This is a genomic window from Bradyrhizobium sp. WBOS08, assembly GCF_024585125.1.
Classification (GTDB): domain Bacteria; phylum Pseudomonadota; class Alphaproteobacteria; order Rhizobiales; family Xanthobacteraceae; genus Bradyrhizobium; species Bradyrhizobium japonicum_B.
Genome location: NZ_CP028988.1, coordinates 661,558 through 680,234, shown reverse-complemented (window position 1 = coordinate 680,234; position 18,677 = coordinate 661,558). Strand labels below are relative to the sequence as shown.

Below are 18,677 nucleotides of genomic sequence, written 5' to 3'. Positions count from 1 at the left end.
CGGGATCGGAAGGAAAGACAGACTTTAAACTGCGAGCAGACTATCGCCCTGGATTAGCAGCAGCGTCAAGTTTCCGGTCGCATAGGCGCCAGTGTCGATGTTGATGCGGTTCGGGCGAATGTCGGGCATGCTGACCGGCGTATGACCGTGGACGATGTATTTGCCGAAGCGTTCTTCGGAGGCCAGGAACTCTTCGCGGATCCAGAGCAGGTCCTCGTCCTTCTGGCGCTCGAGCGCGACGCCGGGCTTGACGCCGGCGTGCACGAAGAAGAAGTCGCCGCAGGTAAAGGACGAGGGCAATTGCTGCAGGAACGCGAGGTGCTCGGGCGGCAGCGCGCGCCTCAGTCCTTCGATCAGCTCGACCTGTTGCTCCGCCGACGGGTTCATGGTCGGCGTGACCCCGTAGGAGACCAGCGTCAGGAGGCCGCCATAATGGCGCCATTCCTGCAGGCGGGCGGGGTCCTTGAGCACCTCGAGCATGAAGACCTCGTGGTTGCCCTTCAGGCAGACCGTCTCATGCGACTTCGAGCGCGCGATCAGCAGATCGAGCACGGCGCGCGAATCCGGGCCGCGGTCCACATAGTCGCCGAGAAAGACCTGAATGGCCCGCTCGGGCGCGGAACGGGCCAGATCGGCGTCGATGACGGTTAACAGCGATTGAAGCAAATCGGCGCGGCCATGCACGTCGCCGATCGCATAGATGCGGACGCCGTCGGGAAGCCGCGGCTTGGTCTTCTTTCGAAAGCGTGAGGAGAGGCCCATCGGGTCGGTCGAATCGCATCCAGCGTCACGAGCGAGAACGTCGTAACCGCTCTTAGCAGAACAAGTCACACATCGGTATTCTTAATTGTTTCCGACCAAGTCGCCCGCATTTTGATTAAAGGATCGCGCGGCCTTTGAGCCGTATTTCAAGAGGTCTCGCGTAGCGTCTCCCCAACAAGAACGGGGAGCGCGACATGCGCAAAGTTGTAAAGTTCCTGGCGGCGATGGCCGCCATCGTGGTTGCTGCGGAGGTGCAGCAGCGCGCCGAAGCCGCTTTCGTCGGCGCGCCCTTGGGGCTGCGCGGTGCCATCCAGTACATCAAATTCGACCAGCCGACGCTGGCGCCGATGGCCTTCACGCTGTTCTGCCTGAAGTACAAGGACGAGTGCAAGCCGCGGCCGCAGCAGATCGTGTTCAGGGGCGGCCGGCTGAAGCTCACGGCCGAGCGGCTGGCGCAGATGCAGGATGTCAACCGGCAGGTCAATACCGCCATCCGTCCCGAGGCCAATCTGGAAGGACTGCGCGGCGAGAAATGGCTGCTGCATCCGACGAGCGGCGACTGCAACGACTACGCCGTGACAAAACGCCACGAACTGATCGCCAAGGGCTTTCCGGCCCGCGCGGTGCTGCTCAGCGAGGTCGTGACCACCTGGGGCGAGCATCATCTCGTCGTCGTGGTGCGGACCTTCTCCGGCGATCTCGTGCTGGACAATCTGTCCGGCCACATCCTGCCGTGGTCGAAGAAGCCCTATCGCTGGGTCCGCATTCAGTCGCCCAAGAACCCGAACTACTGGGCCTCGCTCGGCGACCGCTCGGTCTGACCACCGGCGCCCTATCGTGATCCCGACTGGCTGACGCTCTGCGACAGCCCCAATCCCACGATCACCGAAAGACACAGGATTGCTGCGGGCCGCAGCAATCCGGGACCTGCGAAGCTCTGAACCAGCGCAAAGAGCATGCAGGCCGCGGCTGCCGCCGGGAAGAACGAGTCGCGTCCGCGCTGCAAAGCGCCGACAACCAGGCGCACCAGAGCGAGCAGGCTCGCCGCAATCAGGGCCGCCAGACCGAGCCATCCCATCTCTGCAAAGACGGCCGTCGCTGCCGAGGGCGCCGTCAAGATCGCTGCAGCGTCGCTCTGATAGATCCTCCCCACCGCGGCAAAGGTCCCTGCGCCCGCGCCGAACCAGCGCGTGTCGGCCAACATCCGCTCGAGGGCTGCCCTCGTCTCGGCTCCCATCTCCGGTACCAGCCGCAGCAGGACCGGTCCGGAGCTCTTCTCAAAGAGGAAGGTCAGGACGATCGCTGCTCCAATCAGAGCTGCCAGCGACAGCGCGCCCGCGGCCAACGGCGAAAGATCGAGCCTGCGGATGACCAGGATCAGCAGGATCAGCACGATGCCGAAGCTTGCGGCCACCGCGCTGTTCGTGCCCGAGAGGCCGAAGATCGCAAGCGCGCTGATCAAGGCGCCCACAAGGCCCAACAGGCCAAGCACGATCGAGCGAAGCAGGGAATGATGCGTTTCCGCCCGCTCCGCGGCAAGCTGCATGATCGCCAGGTTCACGACGAGGCCAAAGCCGGCCAGGGTCGTTGCAAGTTCGGACGTTGCGGCGATCTGTGCGTCTGCTGGTGACAGCCGATGCAGAACCAGGTTCAGGGCAGAGACTGCGGCGATACCAGCGAGCACGAAGAGGACCAGTTCGGCGCGGCCGCGGTCGCGCACCACCAGGATGGTCACGCCGAGCGCCGAGACCGCTGCAACCGAAAGGAACAGCGCGCTGACGGTCAGGCCGATATCGGCGGTGATCGGGCCGAGTGACAGGCCGCCCAGGACGTCGTGGGCGCTCGCCCAGATCGGATGCGCCAAATTCAGCGGAAGCGGGACGAGTTGAGCCGCGATGAAGAGCGGCATGGCAATCAGGATCCAGCGGCCCCACGAGGTCGCGCGAACATAATGGGCGGAGTCGGCTTTTCGCGCGGTTGCGGTGGCGGCCAGCAAGCCGAGCGCGGCGGTCATCGTCCCGAGCTGTGCACCGAACTTGGCGCCGGCGATTTCGAGAGCGGAAGCGGAAACGATGCAAACGATGAGGGCAAAATAAGCGAGGGACAAACGGCGCGCTCGATGCGGAATCCTGAAACGGTCAGGTCACCATACAAGCGAGCGGGTAGTTTTCAAGCAAAGGTCGGTGCGGGCCAACAACTTGCCCGTTGGCCTTTCCGCCTGTGCGCCAAAGTCTATCGAGCCGGATCAGCTGCGGAAGATCAGCGCGCGCTCTTGACGGGGCGCGCAAACACGCGCGCAGCGCGGGCAGCGGCAAGGCTGAAGCGGGCGGCCGAGCCGAAGAGGTAGCCGCCCTGGAGTGCAACGGCCGCAAAGGCCGCGGCCTTCAGGCCTTCGAGGGCGCCAAGACTGGTCATCAGGCTGACCGGCAGCACGGTGAGCAGCAAAGCGAACGTGACGGGCAGCAGCACCAGGACGCGAAAGCGTTGGCCCAGCACGGCACCTACCAGGAAGCTAAAAATCAAAAGCGCGGTCATCCGAAACACTCCGTGCTTCGGACCCTAGGTTCCCACCCTAAAAAGACCCTTAAGTTGTATGGCTAAATTTGGCCTATTGGCTGCAATTGGCCAGCAACGAATGATAGGCCTCGCGCAAGCCGTTTAGGGCCACGGTACCCTTGATCTCGCTGTCGCTTTCCCTGACCACGACGGACAGCGAGGCCGTCGTCTGCCACTTGCCCGCGGCAAAGGCCGAGACCTCGTCGGGCAGCAGCACCGCCGCCCCCGCGGCGGCCATGCTGGCGTCAACGGTCAAGGTGCCGCCGCCGCTCGCGGCAATGGTGACCTTGGGGTGGCTCCGCGGCGGGAAGGGCCTAATCACGGCCACCAGCACGTCGATCTTGCCCTTCGGGGCGCAGCGCACGATCAGTCCGGCGAAGTCCGGGTCGGATTGGGTCGTATCCGCGGTCTTCATGATGGCCGCGAAGCTTTCTCCGTCCTTGCCCCCTTGCGTTCGGCTGAACTTCCAGACGGAGGAGGGGCTTGTCGTCGCCACTTCCACGACTGGCGCGACCGGGCACGAGGACCGTGCGCAGGAGCCGGCCCGGTCCAAAGGACGGTCTGCGCCGCCAAGAAGGGATCCTGCCATAAGGGCGAACAGAAGAGGGGCAGACACGAGGTTTCCTCCTTTTGAGGGACGCAGCTTTAACAGACGGAGGCGGGGCCAAGAAGACTCAGGTCGACACACCTAGGCCTCGACCCGGGCAATTTGCTCTCCAACCGGGCACGCCAAATACAACAAATAGTCACAAAGGGTTAAAGGAGGCTCGAAAGAGTGGCTCACACGCAACAGTAGCCGGCGGATCGCTCCCTTAACCACCGGGAACACTTGTCGCACTACCCCCTAGGACGTACCAATGACGTCAAGTCGGGACTCGGGCGCGATTCATGTCATCTATTGCCAAGACCTATGTTTTGAAGCCCGCGTTTCTGGCCGCCGCTTTGGCGCTCGCGGCCTGCTCGACCAATCCCGGCTCGGGTCCGCTGACGGACGACGTTAACAACAAGATCCAGACGGAAAGCGCGCCGGCCTATGAGCTGGTGCCGCTCAATCCGGCCACGGTGAAGATCTTGCATACGCATGAGCCCAAGGGGCTCGCCGGCGTGTTCACTGATCGCCGTCCGCCCGCCAGCATCGTGTTCGGCATCGGCGACGTCGTCAGCGTCACCATCTTCGAAGCCGCGGCAGGCGGTCTGTTCATCCCGGCCGAAGCCGGCGTCCGTCCCGGTAACTACGTGACGATCCCGGATCAGTCGGTCGACAACGACGGCTTCATCACGGTGCCCTATGCCGGCCAGATCAAGGCCGCGGGCCGCACGGCGGTGGAGATCCAGCGCTCGATCATCGAAAAGATCGGCAATCGCGCCATCGAGCCGCAGGCCGTGGTTTCGATGTCCTCGCAGCGCACCCAGCTCATCAGCGTGCTCGGCGAAGTCAATTCGCCGGCGCGTTACCCCGCCAGCGCGGCGGGTGCGAAGGACCGCGTGCTTGACGCGATCACTCGCGCCGGCGGCATCAAGGGCCAGGGCTTCGAGACCTGGGTCATGCTGGAGCGTGGCGGCCGCCGGGCCACCGTGCCGTTCGAGAATCTCGTGATGGCGCCCGAGAACAACGTCTATGTGCGTCCGGACGACAGCATCTACGTCTATCGCGAGCAGCAGAAGTTCATGGCGTTCGGCGCCAGCGGCCAGAGCGGCGAGTTCAACTTCGATGCCTGGCGCATCAACCTCGGCGAGGCTGTGGGCAAGGCCGGGGGCCTTTTAGATGCGCAGGCCGATCCGGCCGCTGTTTACCTCTATCGCCGCGAGCCGCGTGAGGTTGCAACCCAGCTCGGCATCGATGTGAGCAAGTACACGTCAGAGACGATCCCGGTCATCTTCGCGGTCAATTTCCGCGATCCGGGTGGTTTCTTCCTGGCCACCAAAGTCATGATGAAGAACCAGGACATCATCTACGTTTCGAACTCGCGCAACGTGGAAGTTGCTAAGTTCTTGAATTACCTGCGCGTGATCATGGCGACCGGTGGAGATGCGGTGAACCTCAGCAACGACGCGCTGATCTTCCGCAACAACGTCAAGCTGGCGCCGTAAGACGCCGATTTAATCGACCAAAGGCGATGGCACCGGGCTTTGTCCAGGTGCCATTTTCGTTTCGCGATCCCATCGGTATTGTCGGGGGCCGCGGGGATATTGCTGGGATCAAGGCGCCTACGGAGTACGTGCCGGTCAGCCGCTCACCCGCAGCGTTGCAAGGGGCTTTCTGCTTCATGCGCTTTCGAACGTTTTGCAGCCTTCCGGCTCTCGTCTTGGTCGCTCTCGGGCTTGCGCCGGCCGGAACGGCTCTTGGCGCTGCCGCGGAGCTCGGCGTCCGCCACCGCATCGACGTGACGGTCTCCGCCGAGCCTGACGCTCCAATCCTGTCGCGCCTCAAGGGCGCCAAGGGCGAGCTGTCCTTCACCGTCCGCCTGTCGGCGAACTCCAGGGAAAGCAAGTTCTTCGGCATGCTGCGGCCGTCTTTTCCTGATATCGTCGTTCCCGATGGCGCGGGCAAGCCGCTGGTTCAGCAGACCAAGCTCTGGGAGGAGGAGGTCTGCCATCAGCGCCGCGGCCTGCCAAAGGTCACCGTGACCCAGCTCGGCGGGCATTTTGCGGAAGGCGAGGGCCGGATCGAGATCTCGGCCATCAACCGGCACATCGGTGTGCTGGTGCCGCCCGACGAATTAACCCCCGGAATAAAACTCGATCCGGGCAGTGATAGCTTTGGGCTATTCTACGCCTTCCGGGCCCAGACCCGGAACAGCCGCCTTAATGTGGACGTGAAGATCTATCCGATCGATTGCTTCCTCTAGGCCCAGAGCAAGGCTCGCAAGAACGATGCGCCTTCGGCTTCCCGAAATTCGCTGGTCATGGAGCCTGCCCGCGACCGTCATCCTGTACTTCGTGGTGGCCGGCGCGCCGTTTCCGTTCGGGTCGACCAACGATCTGTCGATCGCGTTCTGGTGCCTGTGCCTCGGGATCGCGGTGATGTTCGCGCCGACGCGCGATCTGCGCAGGTCGCATCTGTGGCTGCTCGCCGGGATCGGTGTGATCGTCACAGCTTACGCCTTCGTGCTGCACGAGCAGCTGTCCGACCATCCCTGGATCGCGCCGTTCCAGCCGATCTGGAAGCAGGCTTCGGATCTCCTGGGCGTGCCGATCGCGCCATCCGCGTCCATCGTCAAGAACGAGGCCTTCTTCGCGCTCGGTGCGCCGCTTGCCAACATCCTCGCCATCGTGCTCGGCATCACCGTCGGCGCCGATCGGATGCGCGCCCGCCGCCTGCTGTGGGTGCTCGCGATCTCGGGCGCGGCCTATGCGCTCTACGGCGTGCTCTCGTTCCTGATCGAGCCCACCATGATCCTATGGCGGGACAAGACGGCCTATCTCGGCAGCGTCACCGGCACCTTCATCAACCGCAACACGGCCGCGGCGTATTTTGGCTCCTGCGGGGTAGTCTGGATGTTGTTGATCCTGGGGGGCGTGCGGCGGCGGCTTCCCGAGCCCCCTATCGACTGGTCGCGTTTGTCGCTTGCCTTGCGAACCATTTCTCTGCGGGCAATTCTCCCGCAGCTTGCGGGCCTCCTGATCTGCCTCATGGCAATGTTCATGACGGGCTCGCGAGCCGGCGTGAGTCTCTCGCTGCTCGCCATGATCATCTCGGTTACGGTATTCTTGAAGAAGGACCTGCCGTCGCGCGCCGGGATCTGGATTTCGCTAGCTGCCGGCGGGATGGTGGCGCTTGGGCTCATGCACCTCGTCGGCGGGAGGGTCTCCGGCCGTTTCGACAGCCAAGGGCTTGTCGATGAGGGACGTATTGAGGCGTGGAAGTTGACGCTGCGGATCATCAGCGAGAATCCCTGGTTTGGCACGGGCATAGGTACGTTCCGGTGGGCTTCGCCGCCTCTCCGCGGTCCTGGTGTCTCAATCCGCGGGGTCTGGGACATCGCACACTCCACACCGTTGGAACTCGCGTCCGACGTCGGCATCCCATTGGCCGTTCTTGTAGCAGCGGCATGGATGACGATGTGTGTCATTCTGGTGCTCGGCTTTCTTAATCGACGCCGGGATACAGTCATCCCGCTCGCAGCAGTGTCAATCGCCGGACTGTCGATGTTGCATTCCTGCCTGGATTTCACCCTGCAAATACCCGGCTATAGCATCCCCTTTCTTGCACTCTTAGGTGCAGGACTAGCCCAATCGTTCCGTTCCCTAAGGACACCAGCTGCAGAATCGGCCAATTCGTCGTCCTTGCGAACCAAAGGCCGAGCGACCAACTAAGTCTTAATATTGAGAGACTTAGGCCATTTACGAACTTTTCAGGTAATGTAGACAGCGGCTCCCCTTTGGAGTAGTTAGTATAAATCTTGTTCTTTTGGCCGTTCAATTTTTGGAGGGTAGTTCATGCGCGCTGTCAAGCTGGCGCTCCGCTTGGTCGCTGCTGCCGCTGTCGGCGCGACGATAACAGGAGTCGCTTACGCTGCTGTATATCCTCCTCAGCGACAGCTAGCAGTACAGGTTATTTCTGATTTTAAAGCGAGCCCGAGCAATTTGCTTTCGCAATATCCGGGCGGCGGAGCGCAAATGATCTCGCGTGTTCGCGATCTCGGCGCTTCGGATCCCACAACTTTGCCTGCCTTGATTGCGCTTCTCAAGGATTCAGCGACGACTCAGGATCAGATGCGCGCGATCGTTGCCGGTCTTGCTCAGGTCGCTCGCATGGCTGCGCAGACCGATCAGGCATTCGCCAACGAGATACAAACTGCAATCGCGGGGACTAACAATCCTGACGTCATTGCCGCCTATCAAGCGGCCACGGGGGACGTCGCTATCGCCGCGGCAGGCGGCGGAGCTGGTGGCGGCGGTTCTGGCACTGGCGGCGCTACGGGCATTTCTGGAGGGGCGTTCGGAGGCTCTTCCGGCACGGCTGCAGCGTTTGGTGGTCTTCACTACGGCAACACAGTTACGACATACACAGGGTCGGTGAGTGGAACCACTGTTAGCGTCAGCCCACGTTAAATCGATCTTAGATGTTAGAAGCCGACGAGATGACGCGGTCCTTCGAACGGCGCTCGGTGAGCGCCGTTTTTTCATTGTGAGTTAATGCTCCCGCGGCTGCAACCCTGGACGAACATCGCACAGTGTCGATCGAAAGTGCTATTGTTCATTGTTTGATCCGTAAGGTGCAGCTTTTGTCTCAACTAAGGGCGAATCGATTGTGGGAATTGCAGAATGCTGCAGATGAATAAGCGCAGCTCGGCTGTCAATCGCCAGTTTGGCGAAGGCGATGAGTCTGGCCAAAACACGCTCCATTTTTATATAGATATACTTCGACGGCAATTTCCTACGATGCTTGCCATTGTGGTTGCATGTCTTCTTGTGGCCTTGCTTTATCTATTTACGGCTATGCCTCAATTTACCTCTACGGCATCGATGGTAATTGATACCCGTAAGGTGCAGTTATTCCAGCAACCCTCAATGATGAGCGACGTGTCGGTAGACTCCGGTATGGTTGAGACTCAGGTCGAGATTCTGAAATCGGAGAATATTAGTCTCGCCGTTATTCGAGACCTGCATTTGATTGAGGATCCCGAATTTACCGGATCTGGAGGCGGACTAATAGGTGCGGTCGCAGACGCGCTTTCTGCCTTGGTTTCGACAGCCCAGGCGCCCACGGAATTCAAACAGACGCGGAAGGCGCTGGAGCGTTTTGAAAAGAAGCGGACGATCAGACGAATTGGCCTCACCTACGTGATGGAGATTGGCTTTACCTCTTCTGACCCAGGAAAGGCCGCTCAAATATCCAACGCAATAGCGGACGCCTATATTGTCGATCAATTGGAGGCCAAATACCAAGCGAGCCGCCGCGCGAGTGTTTGGCTTCAGGATCGCATCAAAGAGCTCAGAACCCAGGCCTCGGCGGCGCAAAAGGCCGTTGTCGACTTCAAGACGACCAACAACATCGTGGATACCGGCGGCCGACTTATGAACGAGCAGCAGCTTGCCGAGGTGAACAGTCAGCTGATTCTTTCTCGTGCATCCACCGCCGAAGCAAAGGCTCGGCTCGATCGCATGAATGATATCGTCAAGCAAGAGATTCCCGATGCTTCGGTCGCTGACGCTTTGAAGAACGACACGATCGTGAAGCTTCGAGGTCAGTACGTCGACATGGCATCGAAGGAGTCAATCTGGTCGGCTAAATACGGCTCCGACCATCTTGCAGCCGTCAATTTGCGGCGGCAAATGGCGGAGATTAAGAAGAATATCCAGGACGAGCTTAAGCGCATTCAGGAGTCCTATAAGAGCGACTATGACATCGCGCTTACACGCGAAGAGAGCATCAAGTCCAGTCTCAACAATGTCGTGTCGGAATCGCAGCTCACCAACCAGGCCCAGGTTCAATTGCGCGAGCTGGAGAGCAATGCGCAGACCTATCAAGCGATGTATGACAACTTCCTGCAGCGCTATATGGAATCGGTACAGCAGCAATCGTTTCCGATAACTGAGGCTCGGGTTATCAGCGCTGCATCAACTCCGTTGGTGAAGAGCTACCCCAAGACGCTCATCATTCTTGCCATAGCCCTAATTGCCGGGATTGTTCTCAGCTTCGGCGTAGCTCTGGCACGCGAGACGATGGACAATGTGTTCAGGACGACCGAGCAGGTAGACCAGATCATCGGTGCTAACTGCCTTGCCATAGTGCCGCTCATAGCTCGAAACAACTCCACCAAATTGCTCGCTGACGCCTCAAAGGAAGCTGAAGGTGGCGCAAAGCCTGATCTCTTGCGGTACGTGGTGGACAAGCCATTGTCGCGATTTGCGGAAGCCGTGCGCTCGTTGAAGGTGGCGTTTGATTTGAGCTCGTCCGGACGTCAAAATCGCGTCATTGCGATTACTTCGACGCTTCCAAACGAGGGTAAGAGCACGCTTTCGATCAACCTTGCTCAGCTCATGGCTCAGGGCGGAGCTCGAGTGATCTTGATCGACTTCGATCTGCGCAATCCCTCGCTGTCGCGCGCGTTGTTGATGGATAATCGCGACGGCCTGGTTCAGGTGGCGGGTCATGTCGCCGAGCTGGATAATCTTATAAATGTCGATTCCAGCACGGGTCTTTCGTTCTTGCCGGCTGGTCTAACTTCGAATCTGCCGCATACGAATGAGATACTGGCTTCGCAGGCCATGGGAGATCTGGTTGGTCAATTGCGTTCGAAGTACGATTACGTCGTGATCGATATGCCACCCCTGGCGCCCGTGGTCGACGTCAGAGTGACTTCGTCATATGTCGACTCCTACTTGTTCGTCGTCGAATGGGGGCAAACGAGGGTTGACGTCGTCCAACACAAGCTACGCAGCTTGCCGGAGATTCAGGAGAAGTTGTTGGGCGTCGTGCTTAACAAGGCAGATACTAGGCTTCTCGCGCGATATGAATCTTATCACGGCCGAAATTACTATCAAAAATACTATGCTCGTTACGGGTATGTCGAATAGGAATGAAATCGCACCCGGGCAATGTACAGGGCGCTATTAAGAATTTTGCTCACGCTGCTTGGCATGGCAACCCTTACTTGGTCTTACTACGCTCTTCCGTCATTCTGGGGCACCAAGAGCGCCCGAGAAGTTTCGAGAGCGATTGAAGCCGGGGATAGGTTGAAACCAGCCGCGTTATCTCGTGCGCTGTCGCGGATGAGCGTTGAGTTGAGATTCCCAGAGCCCGACTTTCTACACGCACGAGCGCTCGTGCGATTGGCGCTTACCGAAACGGCGATTGCGCGCGGCGGCGACATCGATCTAGAAATGTTGCTAGCTGAGGCGGATCTGAAGCTCGCTCTCTCGACCGCGCCGGCGGACGGCTTTTTATGGTTGCTGCTCTATTCCGCGCAAATGAACCGCAGCGGATTTGACCAGGAATTGCTCAAATATTTGGATCAGTCTTATCTGACTGCGCCGCTTGAAGGCTGGATCGCGCTTCGACGGAATCGGATTGCTCTTGCCGCTTATCCGATGCTCAGCGCCTCGACGCGGGAAAAAGTTCTCGCGGAATTCGCGGCTTTGGTCGACAGTGGATTCATTGGGGATGCCGTGAACAACCTTACGGGACCGGGCTGGCCCGTGCGCGAAGAACTTCTCATTTCGCTAAGGCAAGTTGACAGTATTCCGCGTGAGGCCTTGGCAAAAAGTCTGGCCGAAACGGGGTTTAAATTGACGGTGCCGGGAGTTGGGCCGGATCGAAGGCCGTGGCTGCGTTGGTGATGTTCGCAGGTCAATATGCTGAAGGTCGTCCAAATGCGACGAGCAACGTGCGAAAGAGAATCGATAGATCGAGAGCCATACTCCAATTGTTGATGTACCAAAGGTCGAACTCTACTCGCCTTGCCATCATGTCTATTGTGCTTGTCTCGCCCCTATAACCATTTATCTGTGCCCAGCCAGTTATTCCGGGCTTCACGTGGTGCCGAAAGGCGTAATTGCCGATAAGCTTTTCATATTCGGAGTTATGCGCAGCAGCGTGTGGGCGGGGGCCGACCAGAGACATGTCTCCGAGCAGCACGTTCAGCAACTGCGGCAACTCGTCGATACTGGTTTTGCGAAGCCATCTTCCAATTGAGGTCACGCGTGAGTCATTGCGAGTAGCCTGGATGATGGTGGGGCCATCTTCCAAAACGCGCATTGTTCGAAATTTGAGAATGCGAAAGGCTCGGCCGTTGAACCCATTGCGGGTCTGACAGAAGAGCACCGGACCTTGCGAAGTCAGCTTAACCAAGCCGGCGGTCAGAAGCATAACGGGCGCGAATACGAGAAGGCCTACTGAGGCGCCGAGAACGTCAATCACTCGCTTCGAAGCGCGTTCATTCCAGTTCAGCGGGGTGCGCCGCAGCTCAACGGTCCATGTTCCTCCTGTGCCAACCAAGGGATAACGCAGAAATTGCGCGACCTTAGGATCCGGAACTAAGTGTACCGGAATTGGAAGAATTTTCAGAGCATCGAGAATGCTGTCAATCGCATGTCTTCGACCCCAATCCATTAAGAGGAAGATGTGTTCGATCTCGTTTTCGCGTGCAAAGGCCACGATCTGATCGAACCGCGATGCGAGGGAGGACAGCAGAAGCGGCGAGGCCAATTCTCGCGGCCGAATTTCAATAACTTGAACCAGATGGAAGCCGAGTCGGCCCAGATCCGCCATCGCCGAAGAGGTGGACGACAGTCCGAACTCTGCAATTACGATCGCGCGGGCGTTCGCAAATGCGTCGTTCCTCAGTGCGGTTGAGATCCAGTATGCGGCCAAACTCTTCCAGATCAACAGAGCGGTCAGGCCAACGAAATAAAACGAGATCGTAGTGCCGCGGGAGAACTCATCGCTGACTTTCATCGCGAAGGCGAGGGCGAGCAAAAGAGCAAAGACCCCCGTCCAAGCGGTGAAGGTGATCCTCCATTGTTGCCGAACGTTGCCGATGTTCCTCAGTCGATAGCCCCCTTGCACCGCGAGCAGGAGGCCGAAAATAAGCGCGATGAGAACGCTTGCGGCGGCGAAGTTGATAGGTTTGCCGAGCGCGGACTGGACATAAAATTGGTAAGATAGCGCGCAACCAATTCCGCTGAGCAATATGAGGCCCGAATCTACAACGCCCATCAGCCGCTCAACGACCGAGGGACGTAGCCAGCGGGCAGAACGGCGAGGCACCATCTTGTCGGCAGTAAGTTCGCGCCCGCGATCCAGTATGATGATTGGAGGTTCGGTTTGGGAAGCTAATTCTGAGTGGCTCGATGCTAAAGTCATCGCTTCCCATCGTTTAAACGTTGAACGAGCGTTCACAAAAACTTCTATTTAAGGGCGGAAAAATAACTTAATCTTTATGGCACCAACTTTAGCCCGTAGATTGGGTAAATTCAACCCTTCATTAGGATGCTGCTGCTTTGGTCAAACCTCGCTTGTTTCCCGGTCGGACCAAGATCCGCTTTTTCGGTGTTGCGATCGTAGCGGCTTGCACAACTGCAGCTGCAGCCATTTATTTAGCTTTCCCACGGCAATTGGGAGGGCAGTTAAAATCCTCCGGTTCCCAAATCAGCATCCTGCTTGACGGCCGGTATGGAGCGCAGTTTGCCGGCGAGATGATCGCAACCAAAGAGAAATATCTCCCCGAGAACGTTTCTGTTCGATCCAATGCGGCTGATCCGAATTTCGTCGAAACGGTAGCCCGGCAGGGTGCGATCGGAGTGACCAGCGGACACAAGTTCATGCTGTCCGCATGGAACGGTGCTCCGGTAACAGCTTTCGCGGCCAGCCTCCTAGACACTTCTGTCGCAATCGTTACGTTAGAAAATTCGGGAATTGCGCGCCCTGCCGATCTGATGGGTAGACGCCTTGGCTATCAGCCGCAGAGCGAGGGGGAGGCGGTAGTTGACGCCATGCTGGCGCAACTCGGTTTGTCACGCAGCCAGGTCATAAAAGTCTCCCATTTATCTAGCGTCGACTCTTTGCGCGACGGGGAGGTCGACGCCATTATTTCTAAGGTTATGGAGCAGCCCTTACTCCACGGGCAGACGCGCCCGCGACTAAAGCTCATAAAGCCCCAGGACTATTCTATCCACGTCCCAGGATTAGTATATTTTGCGAGTAACGATCTTCTGAGAAGTCGGCCCGGGCTCATTGCGGAAGTGCTCCTAGGCATCATCAGAGGATGGCAATTCGTATATGCCGACTATGCTAGCAGCGTGCCACTCCTCGTGGGTTTCAACCCTGCGGAACTCGATCCAACGAGTGTCGAGTCCGATCTGCGGAACCTTCGGTCGCTCGTGATGCCCGTCGGCGGTCGGATTGCGGATTATGACGAGAGCCGCTGGAGAACGCTACGGGATATCCTCTTATTTGCAAAGCTCGGCGAGGAGACTGTTCCGCTCTCCCGGTTGGTCGATTTTCAAACCTTGCGCAATGTGTATCGCCGGGCTCCGATTGCTGCCTCCCGAGGGGCAGGGGATATTGGCAAATAGATTGATCAAGGGCGCGGGTGCGCTCCGATATCGTTGCGTTACTGCCGCGGGATTGATAACCTAATTAGGTTGCTGGATCATGCCACACTGGGCGCGAGAGGGGGATAGGATGCTTTGGGGATTTGCCCGTACCGGCTTTGCGGCGTTGGCTATGTCTCTCGTCATCAGTGGCGTGTCGCAAGCAAGTATGCTGGATTCGCGGTCATCTCCCATCCGGGATGACCTTCGATCCTTGGTTTCGTTCTGGGCGCAGTCTTATCCGTATAGGTACGCACCACGACGCCGTTGTCCCCTAGTCCGCGTCGAGACGCCTTATGGGTGGTACTGGGACCGCGTGTGCGGCTATGTGGTGCAGCGTCAGGCCTTTTGATGCCGTCATCGTTTGAGCCGCCTCTGAATTGGGGGCGTGGTTTTGGATTGGGCTTCTCCAACACTTCGGGCTTATTTCCTGAGTGCTATCATTGGTCTATTCTTCGCTGATCGTTGCTTTGCCCAGAGCGGCACGCCACGCGTGTTAATGCAGAGTGGGCCTGAACAGTCTTCCTCGCCGATTATTCGCGACGGGTTGGGGCGTCCTTGTCTTAATATCGAGGCGGCGGCTCGAGCTCATGTGGTCGATCAAGCTATGCGGGATCAAATCGTTAGCATCAAGAATAATTGTGCTCGCAGAATACTGGCTATGGTTTGTTACTACAATTCGAGCAGATGTAACGCGATACGCGTTGGGGCCTATCAACGGGTCGATACCATTCTTGGTACGGTAAGAGGCGGCCTAACCTTCAGATACACAATAATTCAACAGCCGCTCGATGGGCCTAGCTAAGCGAATGCAACCAAGGGTCGGGTTCACGATTAAGCTTGAGGATAGTTTCGACTTGTTAGCAATATCGATCTTAGTTTAGCAGTTCTTCTTGTAGAAGTCCCTCGGGTTGTTCGGACTAGAATCCGGGTCAACGGTTTGTTCCGAATTGGTATGACCTTTGCACACGCAGAGGGAGCCGATCGTCGGTTCGTAATCAACTTGAGTTAATCGGTTTGGAAAGGTCATGAGCATGAAACGTGCGCTGGTGTGCGGAGCCGGAGGCTTTATTGGGAGCCATATCGTCAAGCATCTCAAGGCTGAAGGTTTCTGGGTCCGCGGGGTGGATATTAAATTCCCGGAATTTTCCGAAACTGCTGCCGATGATTTCGTTCTTGGCGATCTCAGAAATCAAGACCTTTGCCGATCGGCCGTCGATTGCCGGTTTGACGAAGTCTATCAGTTGGCTGCCGACATGGGTGGGGCAGGTTACATCTTTACAGGTGAGCATGATGCTGACGTCATGCACAATTCAGCAACAATTAATCTGAACATGGCCGATGCCTGCCGACGTCGGAATGTGAAAAGGGTATTCTATTCGTCATCCGCTTGTATGTACCCCGCCTATAATCAGGAGGATCCACAGAACCCGAATTGCGCCGAAAGCTCTGCCTATCCAGCTGCGCCAGACAGCGAATATGGCTGGGAAAAGCTCTTCAGTGAGCGGCTCTATTTGGCATTTAATCGCAATTACGGGATGGAATGTAGGGTCGCCCGCTATCACAACATCTTTGGGCCCGAAGGAACTTGGAAAGGCGGCAAAGAGAAGGCTCCAGCCGCAATTTGCCGAAAAGTCGCGGAGGCCTCGAACGGCGGAAGTATCGAGATCTGGGGTGATGGGACGCAGACTCGCTCCTTTTTGTATATCGACGAGTGTGTAGAGGGAACGTTGCGATTAGCTCGATCGGCTCATGAGGGTCCATTTAACGTCGGGTCCGAGGAGATGGTGACGATAAACCAGCTGGCCGAGATGGCCATGGAAATTGCTGGTAAGCGACTTGATATTGTTCACGTCCCTGGGCCGCTTGGAGTACGAGGCCGGAACTCCGACAACAAGTTGATCAAAGAGACACTCGGTTGGGCTCCTAGCCAGCCGCTTCGGGCCGGCCTTGAGAAGACCTACGCGTGGATTGAGTCGCAAGTTTATCAGATTCCGAATGCCAGAAAATCCGCGGCCTAAGAGCTTTCGTTCAGTTCTTTTATTTTTTCTTTTTAGCTGGGTTGCGGACAGTGCGGATAGCTGTAGCGGACTACTCGGGTCATCCCTTTCAAGTTCAACTGAGCCGGCAACTTGCCGCTCGCGGGCATACTGTACTTCACCTTCATTTCAGCGAGTTCTTGACTCCTAAAGGAAGACTAGATCGTGACGCGGACGATCCAAAGACCTTTATCTCGGAGGCAATCTCTCTGGGGCGCCCATTTTCAAAGTATAGCTTCATCCACCGCCGTCATCAGGAGATAGAGGTCGGGAGCAGGTTCGTAGCGAGAATCCAGCAATTCGAGCCGGATGTGGTGATTTCGTCGAATATGCCTTTAGATGCGATACGCCAAATTGTGCGTGCGAAGCGGAAGCATCGGTACAACTTGGTGTTTTGGCAGCAAGATATCTATTCGATCGCAATCACTCGCATCTTGATGCAAAAATTTGGAGTGATTGGGCGTTTGGTTGGGGCATATTACAGAGCGATCGAGAAGCGCGCGTTGCGGGAGAGTGACGCAATTGTCGCTATCTCTAGCGATTTTCTCACCCCCCTGAAGGAGGAGTTCAAGCAGCCCTTGAGCAAGGTCCACGTTATCGAAAACTGGGCTCCCCTGAACGAGATAACGCCGCGCCCAAAGGTGAATGCCTGGTCGCTGGCCAATGGTTTGGCCGATAAAGAGGTGGTCCTTTATACGGGAACGCTCGGGATGAAGCACAATCCGGAACTCATCCTTTCAGTCGCCGAGGCAGCCCGGCATCATAGGCCCGACGCTGTTGTTGTCGTGACATCTGAAGGGGAGGTTGCGGACAGCCTCGGCTCCCAGGCGGCAAGCCGTAGCCTGACTAATCTTCAAATTCTGCCGTTTCAGCCGTATGGCGTCTATCCGGATGTTCTCGGGAGTGCCGACGTCTTGATATCAATCCTCGAGCCGGACGCAGGAATTTACTCGGTGCCATCGAAGGTGTTGAGCTATTTGTGCGCCGGTAGGGCGATTGTCTTGTCGGCTCCGTCAGAAAACCTGGCTTTCAGTATTCTGGAGAAAGCGCAGGCGGGTTTGCCGACAGCCGCCGGCAATCCAACCCACTTCGTTGATGCCGTGGTTGCGCTTCTGAGCGATCCGGACCTTCGCTCGAGGTCGGCGTCAAATGGCCGTAAATATGCTGAAACGCATTTCGATATCGATCAGATCACGACCAAGTTTGAGCGAATTCTCGCGACAGTCTCGTTGACTCAAACTGCTGATCGCGTGCTTGAAGTGGCGGCCCTCAAATGAGATGAGTTCGTGATCTCGATTATTGTTCTTACCTACAATGAGGAGCGGCATCTCGCTCGAGCGCTCAGATCTGTGGCGCCTATCGCGCATGAGGTCTTCATCGTTGACTCTTTTTCCTCCGATCGGACACTCGAGATCGCTCGTGACAGCGGAGCGCATGTTTACCAGCACAAGTTCATAAACCAGGCGAAGCAATTCCAGTGGGCATTGGACAACTTGCCGATCAGTGGAACTTGGGTGATGCGGCTCGACGCTGATGAAGTCGTAGGAGCCGATCTTGCAGCCGAAATTAGGTCACAACTTCAATTGGTGCCGGCTGAAGTGACAGGACTAACACTAAGACGCAGGCACATCTTCCTGGGGCGTTGGATACGCCATGGTGGCCGCTATCCGCTGATACTCTTGCGGATTTGGCGGAAGGGATCTGCGCGAATTGAAGATCGCTGGATGGACGAGCATATCGTTTTGACCAGCGGCAGGTCTCAGCCGCTATCTGGTGAGTTTTCAGACCATAGCCTGCTCAGCATTTCCGAATTCGTCGAGAAGCACAACCGCTACGCGACCCGAGAAGCCGTCGACATATTGAACGACCGCTATGGCCTCTTCCACTCGGACAATGCAATAAAGCCGGGAAATCTGTCCCTGCAGGCTGCAGCTAAGCGCTTCTTGAAGATCCGCATCTACAACGCGCTGCCATTCTGGATCAGCGCAACGCTCTATTTTCTCTATCGATACATCATCCGATTAGGGTTTCTCGACGGCACGCAAGGTCTGATCTATCACTTCCTGCAAGGCTATTGGTATAGAATGCTGGTCGGCTCGAAGGTCTTCGAACTGGAGCAAAGGCTGCTCCCGGTCGCCAACAGGGATGAAATGCTGGTGAGACTTGAAACATTCACCGGTCTACAATTGAAGGGTGGGAACTGACCTCAACGCGCCGAAGGGCGCGGATTGTTTGTCGGAGTGGCGCCGACGGCCTGCAAGCCGCAGGAGCCTCTCTCCG

General features: G+C 57.6%; 16 protein-coding genes. 11 read left to right on the top strand and 5 right to left on the bottom strand.

All coding sequences use genetic code 11. The features are described from left to right. Positions 1–24: 24 nt before the first annotated feature. Positions 25–762: a metallophosphoesterase family protein gene (locus DCM80_RS03150; protein ID WP_257195711.1), complete on the bottom strand. Its 738-nt coding sequence runs from the start codon at positions 760–762 to the stop codon at positions 25–27. A gap of 194 nt (positions 763–956) precedes the next feature. On the opposite strand from DCM80_RS03150, the gene DCM80_RS03145 reads away from it, so the two are divergent. Continuing rightward, complete coding sequence (locus DCM80_RS03145; RefSeq protein WP_257195710.1) at positions 957–1,583, top strand: transglutaminase-like cysteine peptidase; 627 nt, start codon at positions 957–959, stop codon at positions 1,581–1,583. A gap of 11 nt (positions 1,584–1,594) precedes the next feature. Here the strand turns inward: DCM80_RS03145 and DCM80_RS03140 are convergent, their stop codons facing one another. From DCM80_RS03140 to DCM80_RS03130, 3 genes are all read right to left on the bottom strand, one after another. Then, positions 1,595–2,869 (bottom strand): hypothetical protein, encoded by a 1,275-nt coding sequence (locus DCM80_RS03140; RefSeq protein WP_257195709.1) that lies wholly within the window; start codon positions 2,867–2,869, stop codon positions 1,595–1,597. A 152-nt stretch (positions 2,870–3,021) separates the two neighbouring features. After that, entirely contained in the window at positions 3,022–3,297 is a 276-nt protein-coding gene (locus DCM80_RS03135; protein ID WP_257178003.1) for a hypothetical protein, read from the bottom strand. Between the two features lie 73 nt (positions 3,298–3,370). Continuing rightward, positions 3,371–3,733, bottom strand: a complete 363-nt coding sequence (locus DCM80_RS03130) for a hypothetical protein (RefSeq protein WP_257195708.1) — start codon at positions 3,731–3,733, stop codon at positions 3,371–3,373. A 473-nt stretch (positions 3,734–4,206) separates the two neighbouring features. Here DCM80_RS03130 and DCM80_RS03125 point away from each other — a divergent pair, with 473 nt between their 5' ends. From DCM80_RS03125 to DCM80_RS03100, 6 genes are all read left to right on the top strand, one after another. Beyond that, positions 4,207–5,409: a polysaccharide biosynthesis/export family protein gene (locus tag DCM80_RS03125; protein ID WP_257195706.1), complete on the top strand. Its 1,203-nt coding sequence runs from the start codon at positions 4,207–4,209 to the stop codon at positions 5,407–5,409. 26 nt (positions 5,410–5,435) lie between these two features. Then, positions 5,436–6,167 (top strand): hypothetical protein, encoded by a 732-nt coding sequence (locus DCM80_RS03120; protein WP_257195705.1) that lies wholly within the window; start codon positions 5,436–5,438, stop codon positions 6,165–6,167. Positions 6,168–6,192: 25 nt separating this feature from the next. Continuing rightward, the gene (locus tag DCM80_RS03115; RefSeq protein ID WP_257195704.1) at positions 6,193–7,635 is read left to right on the top strand and encodes an O-antigen ligase; all 1,443 of its coding nucleotides are present in this window, start codon (positions 6,193–6,195) and stop codon (positions 7,633–7,635) included. A gap of 123 nt (positions 7,636–7,758) precedes the next feature. After that, entirely contained in the window at positions 7,759–8,373 is a 615-nt protein-coding gene (locus DCM80_RS03110) for a hypothetical protein (protein WP_257195703.1), read from the top strand. Between the two features lie 213 nt (positions 8,374–8,586). Then, on the top strand, positions 8,587–10,842 hold the full coding sequence (locus DCM80_RS03105) for a polysaccharide biosynthesis tyrosine autokinase (RefSeq protein WP_257195702.1): 2,256 nt from the start codon (positions 8,587–8,589) through the stop codon (positions 10,840–10,842). Positions 10,843–11,097: 255 nt separating this feature from the next. Continuing rightward, positions 11,098–11,604 (top strand): hypothetical protein, encoded by a 507-nt coding sequence (locus DCM80_RS03100; RefSeq protein WP_257195701.1) that lies wholly within the window; start codon positions 11,098–11,100, stop codon positions 11,602–11,604. Between the two features lie 10 nt (positions 11,605–11,614). Here the strand turns inward: DCM80_RS03100 and DCM80_RS03095 are convergent, their stop codons facing one another. After that, the gene (locus tag DCM80_RS03095) at positions 11,615–13,129 is read right to left on the bottom strand and encodes an undecaprenyl-phosphate glucose phosphotransferase (RefSeq protein ID WP_257195700.1); all 1,515 of its coding nucleotides are present in this window, start codon (positions 13,127–13,129) and stop codon (positions 11,615–11,617) included. Between the two features lie 137 nt (positions 13,130–13,266). Here DCM80_RS03095 and DCM80_RS03090 point away from each other — a divergent pair, with 137 nt between their 5' ends. From DCM80_RS03090 to DCM80_RS03075, 4 genes are all read left to right on the top strand, one after another. Beyond that, positions 13,267–14,340 carry an ABC transporter substrate-binding protein gene (locus DCM80_RS03090; protein ID WP_257195699.1) on the top strand — a complete coding sequence of 358 codons (1,074 nt, stop codon included), beginning with the start codon at positions 13,267–13,269 and terminating at the stop codon, positions 14,338–14,340. Between the two features lie 1,046 nt (positions 14,341–15,386). Next, positions 15,387–16,379 carry an NAD-dependent epimerase/dehydratase family protein gene (locus DCM80_RS03085; RefSeq protein ID WP_257195698.1) on the top strand — a complete coding sequence of 331 codons (993 nt, stop codon included), beginning with the start codon at positions 15,387–15,389 and terminating at the stop codon, positions 16,377–16,379. A gap of 50 nt (positions 16,380–16,429) precedes the next feature. Beyond that, on the top strand, positions 16,430–17,674 hold the full coding sequence (locus tag DCM80_RS03080) for a glycosyltransferase family 4 protein (protein WP_257195697.1): 1,245 nt from the start codon (positions 16,430–16,432) through the stop codon (positions 17,672–17,674). 9 nt (positions 17,675–17,683) lie between these two features. Then, on the top strand, positions 17,684–18,601 hold the full coding sequence (locus DCM80_RS03075; protein ID WP_257195695.1) for a glycosyltransferase family 2 protein: 918 nt from the start codon (positions 17,684–17,686) through the stop codon (positions 18,599–18,601). Positions 18,602–18,677 lie beyond the last annotated feature (76 nt).